The sequence below is a fragment of the Solimonas marina genome (genome assembly GCF_012241385.1).
In the GTDB taxonomy this organism is placed as follows: domain Bacteria; phylum Pseudomonadota; class Gammaproteobacteria; order Nevskiales; family Nevskiaceae; genus Solimonas; species Solimonas marina.
Genome location: NZ_JAAVXB010000010.1, coordinates 171,527 through 190,871, shown reverse-complemented (window position 1 = coordinate 190,871; position 19,345 = coordinate 171,527). Strand labels below are relative to the sequence as shown.

Annotated in this window: 15 protein-coding genes; 9 read left to right on the top strand and 6 right to left on the bottom strand. The window is 64.0% G+C overall.

Annotated features, from left to right (window positions below; all coding sequences use genetic code 11):
• Positions 1 to 207 precede the first annotated feature (207 nt).
• Positions 208 to 1,428 (top strand): tetratricopeptide repeat protein, encoded by a 1,221-nt coding sequence (locus G7Y82_RS16715; protein ID WP_168149272.1) that lies wholly within the window; start codon positions 208 to 210, stop codon positions 1,426 to 1,428.
• A gap of 33 nt (positions 1,429 to 1,461) precedes the next feature.
• On the opposite strand, the gene G7Y82_RS16710 is transcribed toward G7Y82_RS16715, so the two are convergent.
• Positions 1,462 to 2,235, bottom strand: coding sequence for a crotonase/enoyl-CoA hydratase family protein (locus G7Y82_RS16710; protein ID WP_168149271.1), 774 nt, complete (start codon positions 2,233 to 2,235; stop codon positions 1,462 to 1,464).
• 218 nt (positions 2,236 to 2,453) lie between these two features.
• Here G7Y82_RS16710 and G7Y82_RS16705 point away from each other — a divergent pair, with 218 nt between their 5' ends.
• The 8 genes from G7Y82_RS16705 (at position 2,454) to G7Y82_RS16670 (ending at position 14,271) form a co-directional block, all read left to right on the top strand.
• Entirely contained in the window at positions 2,454 to 5,342 is a 2,889-nt protein-coding gene (locus G7Y82_RS16705; RefSeq protein WP_168149270.1) for a TonB-dependent receptor, read from the top strand.
• A gap of 245 nt (positions 5,343 to 5,587) precedes the next feature.
• A complete protein-coding gene (locus G7Y82_RS16700) occupies positions 5,588 to 6,505 on the top strand; it encodes an EamA family transporter (RefSeq protein WP_240954366.1) in 918 nt (305 codons plus the stop codon).
• Between the two features lie 41 nt (positions 6,506 to 6,546).
• Entirely contained in the window at positions 6,547 to 8,091 is a 1,545-nt protein-coding gene (locus tag G7Y82_RS16695) for a peptide ABC transporter substrate-binding protein (protein WP_168149269.1), read from the top strand.
• A gap of 117 nt (positions 8,092 to 8,208) precedes the next feature.
• A complete protein-coding gene (oppB, locus tag G7Y82_RS16690) occupies positions 8,209 to 9,132 on the top strand; it encodes an oligopeptide ABC transporter permease OppB (RefSeq protein WP_168149268.1) in 924 nt (307 codons plus the stop codon).
• 14 nt (positions 9,133 to 9,146) lie between these two features.
• A complete protein-coding gene (locus G7Y82_RS16685; RefSeq protein ID WP_240954365.1) occupies positions 9,147 to 9,950 on the top strand; it encodes an ABC transporter permease subunit in 804 nt (267 codons plus the stop codon).
• On the top strand, positions 9,947 to 10,924 hold the full coding sequence (locus tag G7Y82_RS16680) for an ABC transporter ATP-binding protein (RefSeq protein WP_168149266.1): 978 nt from the start codon (positions 9,947 to 9,949) through the stop codon (positions 10,922 to 10,924). The genes G7Y82_RS16685 and G7Y82_RS16680 overlap by 4 nt, the downstream gene beginning before the upstream one ends.
• Positions 10,925 to 11,032: 108 nt before the next feature.
• Positions 11,033 to 11,326 (top strand): hypothetical protein, encoded by a 294-nt coding sequence (locus G7Y82_RS16675; protein WP_168149265.1) that lies wholly within the window; start codon positions 11,033 to 11,035, stop codon positions 11,324 to 11,326.
• Positions 11,327 to 11,493: 167 nt separating this feature from the next.
• Positions 11,494 to 14,271 (top strand): protease pro-enzyme activation domain-containing protein, encoded by a 2,778-nt coding sequence (locus G7Y82_RS16670; RefSeq protein ID WP_168149264.1) that lies wholly within the window; start codon positions 11,494 to 11,496, stop codon positions 14,269 to 14,271.
• 82 nt (positions 14,272 to 14,353) lie between these two features.
• Here G7Y82_RS16670 and G7Y82_RS16665 read toward each other — a convergent pair whose 3' ends face one another.
• From G7Y82_RS16665 to G7Y82_RS16645, 5 genes are all read right to left on the bottom strand, one after another.
• On the bottom strand, positions 14,354 to 14,749 hold the full coding sequence (locus G7Y82_RS16665) for a tRNA-binding protein (RefSeq protein WP_168149263.1): 396 nt from the start codon (positions 14,747 to 14,749) through the stop codon (positions 14,354 to 14,356).
• Between the two features lie 9 nt (positions 14,750 to 14,758).
• Complete coding sequence (locus G7Y82_RS16660) at positions 14,759 to 15,832, bottom strand: branched-chain amino acid aminotransferase (protein ID WP_240954364.1); 1,074 nt, start codon at positions 15,830 to 15,832, stop codon at positions 14,759 to 14,761.
• An 83-nt stretch (positions 15,833 to 15,915) separates the two neighbouring features.
• Positions 15,916 to 17,592 (bottom strand): biosynthetic-type acetolactate synthase large subunit, encoded by a 1,677-nt coding sequence (gene ilvB, locus G7Y82_RS16655; protein ID WP_206370783.1) that lies wholly within the window; start codon positions 17,590 to 17,592, stop codon positions 15,916 to 15,918.
• Positions 17,593 to 17,900: 308 nt separating this feature from the next.
• A complete protein-coding gene (gloA, locus tag G7Y82_RS16650; RefSeq protein ID WP_168149261.1) occupies positions 17,901 to 18,287 on the bottom strand; it encodes a lactoylglutathione lyase in 387 nt (128 codons plus the stop codon).
• Positions 18,288 to 18,377: 90 nt separating this feature from the next.
• Positions 18,378 to 19,163, bottom strand: a complete 786-nt coding sequence (locus G7Y82_RS16645) for a DUF2884 family protein (RefSeq protein WP_168149260.1) — start codon at positions 19,161 to 19,163, stop codon at positions 18,378 to 18,380.
• Between the last annotated feature and the right edge of the window lie 182 nt (positions 19,164 to 19,345).

Here is a 19,345-nt window from a genome sequence, read left to right as displayed (position 1 = left end):
GGGGCCAAGCCCGTTGATCAGCAGGCGGAGTTTCATATTCGCCCGAACAAGCTGGTCGAATACAAGTACGTGGCCTTCGTGCTCGCCGCGGCGCAGCGCAATGGCGTCAACAAGATCGGACTGGTCGGCAACGAAGCGATGTAAGCTGCATAAACCCCACCGGGCCCGTATGGGCCCGGCTTTGTTTTCGCCAGGAGGAGGCGGACCATGAAGAATCGTTACACCGCCGTTGCTGCGGTCGCCTTGCTCAGCTTCACGCTTGCAGCGTCCGCGGCCGACAAGAAAGGTGTTCGCGCCGCTGTTGGCAAGCCGCTGATTGCCGCGCAGGCAGCCATCAAGGACAAGGATTACGCCAAGGCTCAGGCGCAGCTGGATGAGGCCTCCAAGGTCGCAGACCTGACGCCCTATGAGCAGTACTCGATCGCGCGCATGCAGACTGGCGTGTCGTTGGGCGAGGGCGACACCGCCAAGGCGCTAGCTGCCTATGAGGCGGTTTACAACTCTCCGGAGCTGCCGCCTGAGGAAAAGGAGCAGGTCGTCAGCGTATTGGCGAAGCTGGCCTACCAGTCCAAGGATTATGCGAAGGCCGCAAAGTACGGCCAGATGTTCCTCGACAATGGCGGCAATGATGCTCAGATGCCGCTGATCGTTGCGCAGGCGCAGTATCTGAACAACGATTTCGCCGCGGCCGAAAAGGGGCTGCTGGCGATGTTCGCGAAAGCCGAGCAGGCCGGGCAGAAGCCGACCGAGCTCGAGCTCAAGCTCTACATGAGCTGCGCAACGAAGATGAACGACAAGCCGACGTACATCGATGCGCTGAAACGGCTCGTGGCGGACTACCCGCAGTCGATGTACTGGCAAGAGCTGATCGTGCAATCGATCGCCCAGCCTGGCTTCAACGATGACCGTTATTCGCTCGACATGTATCGCCTGAAAGCGGCGACGGGCACACTCGAGGGCTCGGCCGAGTTCGCCGACGCGGCGCAGCTGGCGCTGCAGGCCGGTCTGCCGGGCGAGGCGCAGCAGTATCTCGACCAGGGTTACGCGAAGGGTGAGCTTGGTAGCGGCACCAGCGCCAAGCAGGATGCGACGCTGAAGAAGCAGATTGCCGCCAAGGTCGCCGAGGACAAGAAGTCGCTGGCCGAGGGCGAGCGCCTGGCTGCCAAGCAAGCTTCGGGTGACGCGCTGGTCGCCACCGGCCTCGACTACGTTGGCTACGGCGAGAGTGCCAAGGGGGTCGAGCTGATCAAGCAGGGCATTGCCAAAGGCAAGCTCAAGGACCCGAACGGCGCGTCGCTGCATCTTGGCTATGCGCAGTTCCAGGCGGGACAGTTGGCCGACGCGCAACAGACCTTCAAGAGCGTGTCGGGCAGCGACGGAGCACACCGCCTCGCCGAGCTCTGGCTTCTGGTCAAACAGGCGCCCTGATCGGCGTCTGCATCTCCGGCGCCGGCAGCGAGGTCATTCGCCGGCGCCGTGACGCCCCTGGCCGGCGCTGAAGCGTGTGGCACCGGCCAGGGCTTCGCCCGATGCCATGGTTTGCATCCCGAGCGAAAACTCTCTGCGCAACGCTTCAGGTTCTGGCAACGACCACTGATCGAGCGCCGCACGTCGGTCGTTGCGCATGCACGTCTGCGGCAGATTCGCGAGCTGCCGCGCCAAGCGCATCGCCTCGGCTTCCAGTGCCTGTGGGGTGACGAGGCGGTTCACCAGCCCCCAGCTCAGGGCCTCCTCGGCGTGCACTTCACGGCCTGTGAGGATCATGTCGAGTGCGCGGGACTGCCCGATCAGGCGCGGCAACCTGACGGTGCCGCCGTCGATCAGGGGTACCCCGAACCGCCGGCAGAACACGCCGAACACTGCCGTTGTGTCGGCGACGCGCAAATCGCACCACAGCGCCAGCTCAAGCCCGCCCGCCACGCAATAGCCGGAAATCATCGCAATCACTGGCTTGCTGAGCTGCATGCGGCTGATGCCCATCGGCGCGTCGCCGTCTGGCTCCAGGCGATTGCGCCGAAGCGGGGCGCCGGACGCGACGGCCTTGAGGTCGGCTCCGGCACAGAAGTGACCATCGGCTCCGCTCAAAACAGCGACACGGGCTGTCTCGTCGGCTTCGAAGGCGCGCATCGCATCGGCCAAGGCATGAGCCGTCGGCCTGTCAACGGCGTTGCGGGCGTCAGGCCGGGAGAGGCGGATGCTGTACACGTGATCTTGCAACGCACAATCGATAGTCATTCTTACCTCTTGTCGAAAAGGCGACAAAACCCTTTCAGAACATGAAGGATGCTGGGAAAAACACCCAATTTCCTTACAGATTGTTGACGTAAATCGGCCCCGGTGACTAGGCTGCGAGCGTGGGTGACTGACAGGGCATTTAACGCGGGGTGTCGGCTAGAAACCCCCTCCGGGCGTCCAGTCCATTAGATTGTTGTGGTTTCACTTGGGAGTGAATGATGAAACAGAAGTTGATGCGCAAGCGCTCCAGCGCTTTCGCGCTCAGTGCTATTGCGGCGGCCGCTAGTACTTTCATAGGTGGGCAGGCGTTCGCTCAGGGGCAGAGCATTCCGGCACCGGATGATGCGAAGGCGGCTGATCAGCAGCCTATGGCCGAGATTGTTGTGACTGGCTCGGCGATCAAGCGCGTCGACGCTGAAACGGCTGTTCCATTGACAGTGCTGAATGTTGATGACCTTAAAGCTCAGGGGCTTACCACCGTTGAACAGGTCATTGGAACACTAAGTGCCGGGCAGTCTAGCCTTGGTACGAGTCAGGCCGTCGGTAACTCGACAGGCGGCGCTTCGTTCGTTGACTTGCGTGGCATCGGTGCGAACAAGACCTTGATCCTGCTGAACGGCCGGCGCATTGCAAATTCGGCTTTTGATAGCTCGGCAGGCGATCTCAACTCGATTCCGATGGCCGCGATCGAGCGTGTCGAAGTCCTTCGCGACGGCGCTTCGTCGCTGTACGGTACCGACGCCATTGGTGGCGTCATTAACTTTATTACGAAGAAGGACTATCAGGGCGGCACCCTGACGCTGGGCTACGACAAGCCTCAGCACGACGGCGGCGAGTCGCGTAATGCCAACATCGGCTTCGGTTACGGGGACTACGATACGCAAGGGTTTAACATTTTTGCGTTCGGCGACTTCGAAAAGCAGAATAATATTTCTGGCACACAGCGCGACTTTAATGGGCGCTTCCCGGGCGGCCTTTCCCAGTCTCCGTTTCCGGCGAACTTCTATCAGGGCGATGGCTCGACCATTGGAAATCCAGCCGCAGCTGATTGCTCAAGCGGCCTCTACGCGATCCCCGGTGGCGATGGCACATCGTGCAAGATGGTGACATCGAAATTCGTCGACTACATTCCAGAATCCGAGCGCGCATCTGGATACCTGCACGGCGATTTCAAGCTTGCAGAAAACCATAAGATGAGCGTCGAGTATTCGGTAACCCGGAGTGAGGTAAAGACGCTTATTGCTCCTGTGCCCTATGGGCTCGCAGCTGTAAATCCGACGAAGCCTGACGGCACACCTAATCCGTACTATCCGGGGAATTCGGGTGCAGCATTCACTCCCAATATCGCTATCGATGGGGGCTACGATGGATCGGCTTATTTTGGTGACCTTGACGGTGATGGGGTACCTGACCCGCTGACGGGACCGGGATATAGTCAAGCCGCGACTGGTTGTGCGGGTACAACTGGCTGCACACTGGCAGATATTGGACTAACTTCCGGGGCTGGAACTGTTAACTCGTCACTTCAGCCCGGTTTTGTCTGGGTGAACTGGCGCGATGTGCCGAATGGCCCTCGTGGAGATGACAATGTGACGCTCCAGCAGCGCGTAGTGCTATCGTTCGACGGAACGGTCGGCGATTGGGACTATGACGCAGGATTAATGTATAACCATACTAAAACTGATGAGAAACTGATCAGTGGTTATGGCAGCGGCGATCTGATTTACGAAGGCATTCTCGATGGCATCATCAATCCGTTCGGTGCACAGGACGAAGCCGGTACGACTTATCTGGACAGTGCCGCCTTGCCGGGAACCGTACAGTCTGCGACCGGCAAGGTCTATTCAGGTGATGCGCGGATCAGCAACAGCGATCTAGGCGACTGGTTTAATGCGGGCCGTCCGGCTGCGATTGCCGTCGGCGTCGAGGTTCGGCGTGAGGAGTATCTTCAGGAAGCCAATTACGACTACGCGTTCCAAGTTTCTGCGAGCACCGGCATCGACCCGAATTTGCACAACGAAGGTGGTCGGAATATTTATGCGGCTTATACGGAATTCAGCATTCCGCTCCATAAGACGCTGGATTTGACGCTGGCTGGTCGCTACGACCGGTATCAGGATTTTGGTAGTACGACGAATCCGAAGGTTAGCTTGCGCTGGCAGCCGATCCGCGAACTGGTGATCCGGAGCGCCTTCTCAACGGGCTTCCGTGCGCCGTCGCTGTATGAGTTGCATTCGGCGCAGACGTATACCAATACGGGCAATATCAGCGACCCGGTGGACTGCAGTTCTAGCACTCCGACGTACTGTGATACTCAGTTTGTTGCGCTCGGTGGTGGCAACGAAGATCTTAAGCCTGAAAAGTCGAAATCATTCACATTGGGCTTTGTCGCCGAGCCGGTCAAGGAGGTGACGTTCGGAGCCGATTTCTATCTAATCAAGCTGACGAACCTGGTCAGCTACCTTGATGAGCAAACGCTGCTGGATCCGGAGAATCTCTCTTGGTCTGACGAATATATTCATCGCAACTCGAACGGTCATCTGTCGACGGTAACTCAGGTTTGTCCCGGTGCAGCTTGCGGCTACCTGGACGAGCGAAATCAGAATCTCGGAGCTGTCTTGACCGATGGCATTGACTTCAATGCGGCATACCGGATTCACACTGATTACGGTCTGTTCAACTTGGCCTATAACAGCACCTGGGTCCATCGCTATAACTATCAGGACTACCAGACTGGACCTTGGAATGAGAATGTCGGTGCCTATGTTGGCTCGGGCCCGATCTTCCGCTGGAAGCACACGATGAGCCTGGATTGGAAGCGCGGGCCATACTCAGCTGGCGCGACGGGCTATCTGAAGTCCGGCTACACCGATGTGGTTACCAGCAATGATCCAGACGGCCACAAGGTCGGAACATATGCAACGTTGGATCTGCATGGTGGCTGGGAGCCCCTCACCGGATTGGATTTCGTGTTGGGTATCCGTAACGTAACCGACCGTGACCCGCCACTGAGCTATCAGACGCAGGTGTTTCAGTCGGGCTACGATCCGCGCTTCTACGATCCGACTGGGCGTACGTTCTACATTCGTGGAACCTATAGCTTCTGATTGCTTACGTGATCGATGCAGTGGTGAACGAAGGAGGGGCTCGCGCCCCTCCTTTTTTATGCCCACCGAGGATCAGTAAGCGCTAGATATTCAAGGGTTTGTCCATAAAGGCCCGCCTGCTGCGAGAAGGCTTGGATCTAGTGTGTAGCTGGGGGCGCCCCTCTCTACTTTCTTTTGCCGCTTCGCTAGTCCCCGCATAATGGGCATCGATTCTCGATGTCAGCATACTCAGGGGTTGCTTCAGCATGTCGATGGCCAATGCTGCGCCGCGGACTGACCGCGCCGCGCAGGTTCTGATCGCGTTCGCGATCGTCTATGTCGTCTGGGGATCGACCTACTTGGCGATCCGCATCGGCGTCGAGCACGCGCCACCGGTGTTGTTCGCCGGCCTGCGCTTCCTGCTCGCGGCCCCCTTGATGATTGCGTATGCGTGGTGGCGCGGTGACCGCCTGCCGCGTGCATGGCGGGATTGGTGGATGATCGCCGTCGTCGCCGTGCTGATGCTGGTGGGAGGCAATGGCCTGGTCACCTGGAGTGAGCACTGGGTGCCGTCGAACCAAGCCGCGCTGATCGTCGCCACGTCGGCACTGTGGATGGCCGGTTTCGGCACGCTGGGCAACAGCGGTGAACGCCTCGATCGCTGGACGCTGGCCGGTTTGGTTGTCGGCTTCGCCGGTGTTGCCGTGCTGGTTGGCGACGGCCTGCGGATGTCGTTGGCGCCGTGGCCAGCGTACGTCGCATTGCTGCTGGCGCCGATCATGTGGGCCGCCGGTTCGGTGCTGTCGCGGCGCCATCCGGTCGGTTGTGCGCCGATGATGACCGCTGCGCTGCAGATGGCGGTGACCGGCATCATCATGACGGTGCTCGGCCTCGCGATGGGGGAGGCCGAACAATGGCGCTGGACCGGACAGGCCATCGGTGCGCTGATCTATCTCGCTGTGCTCGGCTCCTGCGTCGCCTACGGCGCCTACTTCTGGCTGGTGCATCAGGTCTCGCCGGCGCAGTTGGGCACCTATGCCTACGTCAATCCGGCAGTCGCGGTACTGCTCGGCTGGCTGGTGCTCGACGAACGCCTCAGCACCATGCAGGTCGGCGGTACGTCGGTGATTCTGTTGTCGGTGATCGTCGTCACCTGGGCGTCGCGCCGTCGCGCCAAGGCATGATGTATCGGGCATGGTGCCGGCGGTGCTGCGCGTTCGCGCTCATGCTGGTGCTGTGCCCGCTCACTGCGCAAGCCGGCACGCTATTGCGTATCGGCAATGGCCCGGAGCCGGAATCTCTGGACCCGCAGCGAATGTCGAGCGTCAGCGCGCTCAATATCGCACGCGATCTTTATGAAGGATTGACGCGCATCGGCGCCGACGGTGAGATCGAGCCGGCAGCCGCGTGGGGGTGGCAGATCGCCGACGGCGGGCGTCGTTATACCTTCGATTTACGGCCGAACCTGCGCTGGTCCAACGGTGCGGCGTTGACGGCTCAGGACTTCGTCGCGGCGCTGCGCCGAGTCGTCGATCCCGCGACTGGTGCGCCTTACGCGCAGCTGTTCGCGCCGATCGTCAATGCGGCGGCGATCACGGCCGGGCATGCATCGCCGGACACGCTGGCGGTCTGGGCGCTGGGGCCGTCGCGCCTGCAGATTCTGCTCAAGCAGCCGGCGCCGTACTTTCTCGGACTGCTGGCGCATCCGGCGAGTTTCCCGATCTATCTCCCGGCGCTGGCGCAGTACGGACGCGCGTTCGCGCGTCCGGGGCGGCTGGTCAGCAACGGTGCGTATCGGCTCGAGGCCTGGCGCGTCGAATCGCAGGTGGCGCTACAGCGCAACCGGCAGTACTGGGACGATGCGCATACGCAAATCGACCGCGTGCAGTACGTTGCCGGCGACGACGTCGCGGCGCAGCTGCAACGCTACCGTGCGGGTGAATTGGACGTGACCTCGGAAGTGCCACTGGTCCAGGCGCCGCGTATCCGAGCCGACGAGGGCAGCGAGCTGCATGTCGCCGCCTATCTCGGCAGCTACTTCTACGGCATCAACATGCAGCGCGCGCCGCTGGGCGATCACCTTGCGCTGCGTCGTGCGCTGGCGATGGCCATCGATCGCGAGCTGATCGTCGACAAGGTCATGAACGGCTTGGCGTTGCCGGCTTATGGTTGGGTACCGCCCGGGGTCAGCGGCTATCAAGCGCAGCTGCCGGACTGGGCCAGATGGCCCTATGCCCGGCGCTTGGCCGAGGCGCAGCGCTTGCTGGCCGACGCCGGCTACTCGGCGGCGCATCCGTTGCAGGTCGAGATCCGCTACAACACGCATGACGATCACAAGCGCATTGCAACCGTGATCGCTGCAATGTGGAAGCAGCGGCTCGGCGTGCAAGCGACGCTCGTCAACGAGGAGAACAAGGTGTTTTTCGTTCACCGCCGCCTCGGATTGACGCAGATCTTCCGCGCTGCGTGGATCGGCGACTTCGATGATGCACTCAGCTTCCTCGACGTGCTGCGTGCCGGCAACGGTCGCAACGACGAGCACTGGCACGACACGGCCTACGACGCGCTGCTGCAGCGCGCGAGTTCGCAGTCCGATCCGGCGGCGCGCGCGGCGCTGCTCGAAGCCGCCGAACGTCGCGCGCTCGCCGCGCAGCCCTTCATCCCGATCTACTGGTACGTGTCAAAGCACCTGGTCAAGCCGCGCGTGCATGGTTGGCGCGATAACCTGCTGGACGTGCACTACAGCAAGGATCTCGGCGTCGATGGTTGAGTTGCGACGAGGTAGGCCGCGGCTTGCGCCGTTCCGACAAAGGCGGTTCGCTCGTCGGAGCAGCAAAAGCCGCAGCCCTCACCGAAGGACGGCGCGCGTTCGCCGCCGCGACCGCGCATGCTGAGCTTCGCGCTGCGCCGGCTGCTGAGCGCCGTGCCGACGCTGTTCGTGCTCGTGACGCTGACGTTCTTCCTGATGCGCGCCGCGCCGGGCGGGCCATTCGATGGTGAGCGCACGCTGCCCCCGCAGGTCGAGGCTGCGCTGACGCGCGAGTATCACCTCGACGCTCCGTTGTGGCGGCAATATCTTGATTACCTGGGCAACCTTGCGCACGGTGATCTCGGTCCGTCGTTCCAGTATGAGGGCTATCGCGTCACCGAGCTGATTGGCGACGCGCTGCCGGTGTCGCTGGCGCTGGGTTCGGCGGCGCTGGCGCTGTCCTTGCTGCTCGGCGGCGTGATCGGCGCCGTGGCGGCATTGCGACAAGGCCGCTGGATCGATCCCCTGTTGACCCACATCACGCTGATCGGCGTGTCGATTCCGAACTATGTGATCGCGCCGCTACTGGTATTGCTGTTCGCGGTGACGCTGGGCTGGTTGCCGGCCGGTGGCTGGCATCATGACCGGCCGACCGATATGGTCCTGCCGGTGATCGCCCTGGCGCTGCCGCAGATTGCCTATATCGCGCGCTTGCTGCGTAACGGGCTGATCGACGCGCTGGCAACGCCATATCTGCGCACAGCGCGGGCCAAGGGTCTGCCGTTGCGCTTGCTGGTTCTGCGTCATGCCTGGCGCCCCGCGGTTTTGCCGGTGATCTCGCACCTCGGGCCCGCGGCAGCCGGCTTGTTGACCGGGTCCGTCGTCGTCGAACAGGTCTTCGGCATTCCCGGGCTCGGCCGCTACTTCGTGCAGGCCGCGCTCAATCGCGATTACACGCTCGTGCTCGGTGCGGTGCTGCTCTACGGCACGCTGATCGTGCTGTTCAACTTCGTCGTCGATCTACTGTACGGCGCGCTCGATCCACGGCTGCGTACCGCATGAGGCGGCCACCTGCCATGGGATTGATCGTCGCACTGTCGCTGCTGTTGGCGATCATCCTGTTTGTGCTGCTGGCGCCGCTGGCCAGTCCCTACGCCTGTGATGAAATCGACTTCGACGGACCGTGGTCATCGGCGCCGACGCTGGCGCATCAGCATTGGTTCGGCACCGACAGCCTCGGCCGCGACCTGTTCGTTCGTACCGCCTGTGGCGGGCGCCTGTCGCTGCTGGTCGGTGTCGTTTCAACCTTGGTGTCGCTGCTGATCGGTGTTGCCTACGGAGCATGCGCCGGCTACGCGGGCGGTCGCGTCGACACACTGATGATGCGTGCGGTCGATGTGCTCTACGCATTGCCGTTCATGTTCCTGGTGATCGTGCTGATGGTCTTGTTCGGCCGTCATCTGCTGTTGCTGTTCGTCGCCATCGGCGCCGTCAACTGGTTGGACATGGCGCGCGTCGTGCGCGGTCAGACGCTGGTGCTGCGACGTCGCGAATTCATCGCGGCGGCGCGCATCGGCGGACTCAGCGACGCGCGCATCATCGTCCGGCACATCGTGCCCAATCTCGTCGACATCGTCGTCGTGTACGCCGCGCTGACCTTGCCGCAGGTCATCCTCATCGAATCGTTCTTGAGCTTTCTCGGCCTCGGCGCCGCGTCGACCAGTTGGGGCGCGCTGGTCGACGACGGTGCGCGAGAGATGATGGCGACGCCCTGGTCGTTGCTGTTTCCCGCCTTGTTCCTTGGCGCCACGCTGCTGCTGTTGAATCTCGTTGCCGAACAGCTGCGGCTGCGTCTGGCGCGTGGTGCCGGTACGACATGAGCTTGCTCGTCGTCGATCGACTCAGCATCACCGTGCCCGGGGTATCGCTGCCGCTCGTCGACGCGCTGTCTTTTGCGCTTGACGCGGGCGGCAGCCTAGCGATCGTCGGCGAGTCCGGTTCCGGCAAGAGCCTGGCGATGCAGGCGCTGCTCGGCCTGCAGGCGCCGGAGTTGCGTGTGCAGGGCAGCGCGCGCTTCAACGGGCGCGAACTCGTCGGCGTCGGCGAGGCAACGCTCAATGCCGTACGCGGTGCGCAGATCGGGTTCGTGTTTCAGGATGCGTCGCTGAGCCTGAATCCGTTTCTCCCGGTGGGTCTGCAGATTGCCGAGTCGCTGCAAGTCCATCGCGGTGCGTCGCGCGCCGCTGCCTGGCAGGAGGCGCAGCGCTTGCTCGACGCTGTTCGCGTCGCCCGTCCCGGGCAACGCCTCGCACAATACCCACACGAGTTATCCGGCGGCATGCGCCAGCGCGTGATGTTTGCCGCAGCTTTGGCGTGCCGGCCGCAGTTGCTGATCGCCGACGAGCCGACCACGGCGCTCGATGCCACGGTGCAGCGACAGCTCGTCGATCTGCTGCGCGATTTGCGTCGCGATTTCGCGCTGTCGCTGCTGTTGATCACGCACGATCTCGGCCTGGTCGGCGAGCTGTGCGAGCAGACGCTGGTGCTCTACGCCGGACGGCAGATGGAAGTGGGCGCCAGCGCTAGCCTGCTGCGCGCGCCACAACACCCGTATACGCAGGCGCTGCTGCGTGCGCGGCCGTCACTGACGGACGATGTCGACACGCCGCTCCCGGCGATCCCCGGCGCATTGCAGCGAGCACAGCTCGACGGCAGGCGCTGCCGTTTCATCGGACGCTGCACGCAGGCCATGGCCGAGTGCGACGGGGCGGAGCCGGCATGGCGCGTGGCCGAGCGCTCGGCGCTGCGCTGCCATCGACACACGTCGAGCGGAAAAACCACCAGCGGCGAATAGCGACTTTCGTACATCGTTAACCGGGTTCTTCCCTAGTGGATATTTACCGCTGTCGCCTCCGGTGATTCCGCCGTCTAATCAACACGTTCCTGTCATAAGGCTGACGCCTTGCAGCGCTCCCGTTCCGTCCTGCTCGCGCTGGTTCTGCTACTCGCCCAATGGTTTGTGGCGTTCAGCGATCTCGCGCACGTTGATCTGCAGTGCGATGCGGAATGCGTGCAGTCGCTGGCGACGCTGGATGGGCAACTGCCGCTGCTGCCGACCTGGCCGATTTGGCAGGCGGGTGAGCTTCGCATCGAGTCGCCGTCGAGTTCGCTGCTGCTGCGTGAAGTAGAGCGCCCGGGCTTGGTCCCGCGCGCGCGCGCGCCTCCACTGTTGAACCTTGATTCGCGCGACGCCTAAGGCGCGCGCAACGCCGCGAGGCGTTCACATCAATGTTCGGTGATCCGGTCTCCAGCCTCGAGACCGGCACCTGTCAGGGGGGCATTTTCATGTTTTCTTCAAACAGTCGCCGCAGTGTTGCGGCGCCCGCGCAGACGTCTGCTGTCGTGCGTCGGACTTCGGTGCTCATGGGTGCGGCGCTTTGCGCGCTGACGATGTCGGCACATGCCGCTACCAGCTGGGTGTCGACACAGACCAAGGCGCTGCCGCTGGTCTCAGGCCTGACGACCAGCGCCGTACCGTCGAATCAGACGATGCATGTCATCGTCTCACTATCGGTGCAGAACAAGGCGCAGTTGCAGAGCTTCCTGAGCAACCTGCATGCGTCCGGCAATCCGCAGTATGGGCAGGTGTTGACGTCGGCGCAGACGATCGCCGCGTACTCGCCAAGCACGGCACAGGCACAGTCGGTTGTTGACTACCTGTCGGCGCGGGGCTTCACGAACATCAAGCTGTCGTCGAATCGCCTGCTGATCAACGCCGACACCACCGCCGCGGCGGCGCAAAGCGCGTTCAACACCACGCTGCTCAACATCACATCGAATGGCGCGACGTTGCGCGTCAATACGCGTGACGTACAGGTCCCGGCGTCGCTGTCGGGGCTGGTGCTGGCGGTGCAGGGGCTGCAGAACGCGGTCAAGCCGCACACCAACATCAGCCAGATCATCAACCACACCGACATCAGCCAGCAGCCGGCTTCGGCCGCCGGCGTCGTGACCGCCACGAGCAATGACGATGCCGGCACGCCGGTGTTGAACGAGTCGTTCACCGCTGCGGCATTCCGCAAGGCCTATGATGCCGATGCGACGCCGACCGGTGCCGGCACGACGATGGGCATCATCTCCGGTGGCGACGATCTGAGCCAGGTCATCGCCGACTTGCGTCAGGCCGAATCCGAAACCGGGTTGCCGTACGTGCCGGTCGAGGTGAAGCAGGTCACCGACCTGGCCGACCCGCAGGACAACAGCGGCGACGGCGAGTGGGATCTCGACAGCCAGTCGATGACCGGTATCGCGACCAACGTTCAGAAGCTGATCTTCTACAACGGTGCCGGTCTTGATGACGCGATCCTCAATGGCGCGAACCAGTTCGTCACCGACGACGAAGCCAAGGCGCTGAACATCTCCATCGGTGGTTGTGAATCGATCAACGTGCTGCTTGGCGATGCCGCCGCCGAAGACCAGATCTTCATGGAGGCCGAAGCACAGGGACAGACGGTCTTCGTCTCCGCCGGTGACGCCGGTGCGTCGTGTTCGGTGCTGATCAACCTCGGCACGCCGGATACCGGTCCGCCGTCCGTTGAATATCCGGCGTCGTCGCCGTACGTCGTTGCGGTCGGCGGCACTTCGCTGTTCACCGATGCTGATTACAACTACGTCCAGGAAATCACCTGGCCGGCGACCGGCGGCGGCACCAGCACCTTCGAGACCGCGCCGGACTGGCAGAACGGCGTCGTACCGTTGGCGTCTCTGGGGTTACGTGGCGTGCCGGATGTATCGATGGACGCCGGCTTCAACCTTGCCGTCGCGGCGTTCTATTCGGCCGCCGACATCGTCGTCAGCGGCGTGCACAGCGCGGTGATCGGCACCAGCCTGTCGTCGCCGTTGACGGCGGGTGTCTGGGCGCGCATCGAAAGCGCGCACTGCAATGCCTACGGTTTCGCGGCGCCGATGTTCTATGCGCTGCACACCGGCGGCCCGCTGGAGACGGCGACCGGCTTCACCGATATCACGGTCGGCACCAATGGCCTGTACGTCGCGACGCCGGGCTGGGATTACACGACCGGCTTCGGCAGCTTCGATGTGACGGCCGTCAACGACGCGCTGCCGGCGGCCAGCTGTGCGGCCAACGCGGCGCCGACGGCAGTGCTCGGCGCTGACGTGACGCAGGGCACGGCTCCGCTGTCCGTGGTCTTCAACGGCAGCGCGTCGGCGGACGCCGACGGTGATGGCCTGTCGTATTACGTCGTCGACTTCGGTGACGGTTCGGACCTGGCGTTCCAGGACTCGCCGATCTTCCCGGCGCATGTCTACAGCGAGCCGGGCACCTACACCGCCAAGCTGCAGGTTCGCGATGCACGTGGCGGGACCAGCGATCTGGTCGAGCAGACCATCACCGTCGGTGGCGTGCCGAGTTCGTGCACGGTGCCGGGCAAGACTCTGCTGACCAGCCCGGCCGGCGTTGCCGACGGCGTTGAAGGCATCGACGTCGGCAATGCGACCGACGATCTGCTCTATACGCAGATTGCCGAGCCGGCCGACATGGACGGCAAGCTGGTCTTCACGATGAAGGTCGACAACCTCAATACCGTGCTGCCACTGTTCCGCTGGATCACGTACTTCAATATCCCCGAAGATCCGGACAACGAGTACTACGTGGCGATGGTCAGTTCCGATGGCGCGACGCCGGTCTTCAACTACGGCACACACAGCGTGCTGCCGGGGGCGGGCCTTGGCGATTACACGGTGCTCGGCACGCTGGACGACACCAGCAACTACACCGCCGACGGCACGATCACGCTGGTGCTGGACAAGAGCGCGATCGGCCTGCAGACCGGCGATCAGCTGACCAACATCATCAGCAGCACGCGCGTCTCGGTGCCGGATGACACGACCGGCACACTGCCGCTCGGCGAAGGTCTGACGCAGGATTCGGCCGGTGCTTCGCAGCCGTACACGCTGATCGGCAACGACGTCTGTGCCAGTCTGATCGCCAGCGGCGGTTCGACGGGCGGAACGACCGGCGGCAGCACGACCGGCGGCTCGACCACGGGCGGTAGCGGATCCAGCGGGGGCAGCGATTCCGGCAGCGCCAGCAGTGGTGGCGGCGGCGGTGCCTTGGGCTTCGGCACCTTGCTGGTGCTCGGCGGTGCGGCGCTCGGACGCCGGCGTCGCCGCGCGGCGTAAGCATTCGACCGCGCTCGATTGAAAAAACCTCCCTCGGTTCGCCGAGGGAGGTTTTTTATGCGCTTGAGAATTTGGCTTGCGATCAGGCGATCGGTGCGCCATTCGGCGGTGCGCCGTCGGCCGCGAGCAGATGTACGCTGCCATCCGGCGCCAGCGCGCGGAGGATCAGGAACTGGCTCTTGAATCCGGCGATGCGTTTCTCGCCGAGATTCAGCGCGCCAACCACCTGACGCCCGATCAACGATTCCAGCGTGTAGTGCGTGATCTGTGCGCTGGTCTCCAGCACGCCGACGACGGGGCCGAAATCGACCCGCACGCGATAAGCCGGCTTGCGCGCTGCGGCGAACGGCTCGGCGGCGACGATGGTGCCGACGCGCATGTCGACGGCAAGAAAACCGTCGATGCCGCAGACGTCCTTGCGCGCGAGCCCTTCCGGCGCATAAGGCTGCGCAGCCGCGTCGATGACGTGCTGAACCATCGGCCTGTCTCAGTCCGCGCTGCTCGGCACCGGCACGGCGACGCGCCACTCGCGCAAGGCGTGCGTTGCACCCTCCTGCACCTGCTTGAGCTTGTCGTAGAGTCGCGTGGCGAGGCCGGTGTCGCGAAAGCGGATGGCCGTGCTGCCGTCGCTGATCTCGTCGATCATCGTCAGCCGCGCGGCGGTGCCGACGCCGAATGCGGTGCCGAGTTGACCGGCCATGCCGGCAGCCGCCAGTTCGTCGAGCGAGATCCGGTGTTCGGACACGGGCACGCCTTCAGTCCGCAGCAGACGCAAGACGCTGTCGCGGGTGATGCCGGGCAGGATGGTGCCGTCGAGCGGCGGGGTCAGCACTTCGTTGCCGATCTGCACGAAGACGTTCATGGTCCCGGCCTCGGCGAGTTCGCGATGCGTCAGTGCGTCGAGCCAGATCACATCGTCGTAGCCCTTCTGCCTGGCGCGTTGCTGGCCGGCGATGCCGGCGGCGTAGTTGCCGCCGGTCTTGGCCGCGCCGATGCCGCCGGGTGCCGCACGGATCAGTTCGGTCTCGGCCCACAAGCGGTTGTGTCGCAGCACGGGGTCGCTGCACGGCGTCACGGCGACGGCGAGGCGATGGCGGCTTGCCGGACGAAAGCCGAGCGCATCTTCTTCGGCGTACAGCGTCGGCCGCAGATAGAGCGAGCCGCGCCCGTGCGGCGGCACATAGCGCGCGTGTACCTGCACCGCGAGCTGGCACAGCGTCATGAACAATTCTTCCGTCGGCTCCGGCATCACCAGGCGCTGCGCGCTGTGCTGCAGGCGCCGCGCGTGATCGCGCGGGCGGAACAGGTGAATGCGATCGCTGGCATCGCGGTAGGCCTTGAGACCTTCGAAGACCGAAAAGCCATATTGCAGGCCGGCGCTGGCCATCGGCACCGGCAGCGCGGCGCGGGCGCTGACGCTGGGCGCGTGCCAGCCGCTTTCTGCACAGTGCTGTGCATGCACCAGGTAAGGGCCGAGAATCTGGCCGAAACCAAGCGCTTCGGGTTGTGGCCAGTCTTCCGGCAGGGCGGCTTCGTAAAGCCCCGGGGGTTGGGTGTGCATCATCGACTCCGAAATATCGCGACGGGATGTTACGGAAAGTTCGTCGCGACGGTGAGACTCTCCGGAATTCATGGTGTTCAGCGTTAGCCGATGGCTTCGGTGTTGGCGGCGCCCGGCATCACCACTGGCAGCACCATTTCCTCGGCGGCAATCGGCGCGCGAATCAGCATCGGACCGGGTTGCGCGAAGGCGGCGCGCAGCGCTTCCGCCGGATCGCGAACGAAGCCCAGATCGATGGCCGGTACGCCGAAGCTTTCGGCAATCGCGCAGCACGACGGCGGATGACGGTACAGCGAACCGGCAAAGCGGCTGTCGTAGAACAGTTGTTGCTGCTGGCGCACCATGCCCAGCGCGCTGTTGTCCATCACCACGATCTTGACGTTGGCCTGCAGCTCGGCGAGCGTCGCCAGTTCCTGCACGCTCATCAACAACGAGCCGTCGCCGGAGATGCAGACCGCGCCGGCCTGCGGATTCGCCAGCGCCGCACCGATCGCGGCCGGCACGCCGAAGCCCATGGTGCCGAGTCCGCCGGACGTCAGCCAGCGATCGCCGCGCGGGAACGGATACGACTGCGCCACCCACATCTGATGCTGGCCGACGTCGGTGCTGATCGCCGCCTGCGGGTCCGCAATCGCCGCGATCGCGGCGATCAGGCCATGCGGCTTGCGCGCGTCGTCGTGACCGGGACGCGGCAGCGGAAACTCGCGACGCAGCGTACCGACCCGCGCCAGCCAGTCGGCACGCAACTGTGGCTTTACCGCGTCGATCAGCGCGCGCAGCGCGGCACCGGCATCGGCGCAGATCGCCAGTTGCGGCGCGCGCAACTTGCCGAGTTCGCGGCGGTCCGCGTCAATGTGAATGACCTCGGCGTGCGGTGCGAAGCGATCGAGGCGGCCGGTGGCACGGTCATCGAAGCGGCAACCGATGGCGATCAGCAGATCGCATTCGTCGAGCACCAGATTCGTGTAGCGCGCGCCGTGCAGGCCGAGCATGCCCAGCCCCAGCGGATGTTCGGGCGGCAGCGTGCCCAGCGCCATCAGCGTCGTCGTGGTCGGCAGGCCTGCGCGCTCGGCGAAGGCCTGCGCCAGATGCTGCGCACGCGCCTGCGTGACGCCGCCGCCGAGGTAGAGCACCGGGCGCTGGGCGCGCGCGATCATCTCCGCGGCGCGGCCGATTGCGGTGGCGTCCGGCGCCGGCGCGCGCGTCGCGGGGCGCAGGGCGGGCAGCGAGTCGATACGCAGACGTTCGGTTTGCACGTCCTTCGGCAATTCGATCACCACCGGGCCGGGGCGGCCGCTCTCGGCAATGCGGAACGCTTCCGGCAGCAGATCGACCAAATCCTCGGCGGCACGCACCTCGAAGCTGGCCTTGGTGATCGAGTCGACGATGTGGCCGGTACGCACTTCCTGGAAGGCGTCGGTGCCGATCAGTGCGCGCGGCACCTGGCCGGCGAGGCAGACCAGCGGCACCGAGTCGGCCTTGGCGTCGGCAATGGCGGTGACGGTGTTGGTCAGGCCGGGGCCGGATGTCGCCAGACAGACGCCGGCATGGCCGCTGACGCGGGCCACGCCCTGGGCGATGAAGCCGGCGCCCTGTTCGTGACGGGCCAGCACATGTGTCAGCCGCGAATCGGCAAGCGCGCGGTACAGCGGTAACAGCGCGCCGCCGGGAATGCCGGAGACGACGCCCGCGGACGCGCCGAGCGCGTCCATGCGGGCCTCGAGGAAGCGGGTGATCAGTTCTGCGCCGTTGATGTCCATGATGTGGTTCCGAGACGGGTGGAACCCCTGGGGCGTGGACCGGCGGGATGAAGCTCAGATACGAAAAAACCCCGCCGGTTGCTTGCGCCGGCGGGGTTTGTTTGCGTGCAGCAGCCCCTACGGCGCGTCGGTAACGACGACCGGAAGTACGACGAGGGCGATCTGCGAAATCAGGTTCATTGCTTCAATTTGCGAAAAAGCGCGGCGAGTCTAGCGGCAGTGTCGGCGCGTGCGCAAGGCCTCGACGCGGCGCATCGAGCGGTGATGGGCGCCGCCGAACGTGCTCGCGACCGATGCGGCGCAGATGCTCAGGTCGATTTCTGGATGAATTCGATCTTGTAGCCGTCCGGATCCTCGACGAAGGCGATGACGGTGGTGCCATGCGCCATCGGCCCGGCTTCACGCGTGACCTTGCCGCCACGGGCGCGGACCAGATCGCAGGTCTTCGCCGCGTCGTCCACTTCCAGCGCGATGTGGCCGTAGGCATTGCCGAGCTCGTAGTGATCGACGCCGTAGTTGTACGTCAGTTCGATGACCGCGCCGTCGGCTTCGTCCTGATAGCCGACGAAGGCCAGCGTGAACTTGCCGCTCGGATAGTCGTGCTGACGCAGCAGTTTCATGCCGAGCACGTCGCGGTAGAAGGCGATCGAGCGGTCGAGATTGCCGACACGCAGCATGGTGTGGAGAACGCGCATGGGGGATGCCTGTGTGCGAAAAATCGGGGGCGACACGGTGCCAGCCCGCCCCCGGGAGTGCAAGCAGTGTGCGGCGAAGGCCGTGCGGCTTCAGAACGAGAACGAAAAACCGTGGTGGTGATGATGATCGTCGTGATCGTGATCGTGATCGTGATCGTGATCGTCGACGTCGATGGCATCGATGCCGATCACCGACTCCAGGCTGTCGAGGTGCGCGGTCTGCGCGCAGAGCGGGCGGGCGCGGGCTTCGAGCGCGTCGGCTTTTGGTTCGATGCGCTGCTCGACGAGCCGTTCGACGCTGTCGGCGCGCGCTTCGATGCGGCCCGGATGGAAGATCGCCGAGAACACCAGCGAGGTGATGTTGCCGGCCATGTCGGCGGCGGCCTGTTCGGCCATCGCGTCGATCTCGGCATCCAGCGCATCGTCATAGAGACCGCCGGCCAGCGAGCCCTGCAGCATCGTGCGGCCGGCATAGCGCTCGTGAACCTTGGCGCCGAGCTTCTCGGCGCGCTTCTGGTACTTGCGCAGATCATCAGGGTCGTCGGTCAGCGCCGCGAAGCTCATCGTCATCGCTTCGATGCCGAGCATCCCGGCGTCGAGCGCGATGTCGTTGACGGCCGGCACCAGCTGCAGCACGCCGCGGCGATATTCGTCGACGGCGGCGTGCTGCCGGGCGTTCAAGTTCACATCCTGGCCGTCGTGGCGCAGGCGATCGCCGTCGAGGCGCCAAGTGCCGTCGTCGCCGCGCAGCTCGACGGCGTCACCGTCGATGCGGATGTCCGACTTCAGCTCGTAGTGGCAGTCGAGATCGCTGGCGCGGGCGCTGAGCGGCAGCAGGGCGGCAACGAAGACGGTGGCAATGAGCGGCTTGAACATCTGGAAACTCCCTGGATACGTGTCGATGCCAGGAAATCCGCAAGGCGTTTGCCAGATTTTTAGTCTTTAAATTTCAATAAGATAAATATTTCCGCTGTTGGTGGCCTGGCGAGATTCGCCAATAGAATCGACATCTTCGCCAAAACGTGGCGGGGCGGCACGTTTGTCAAGCTGGGTGGCGT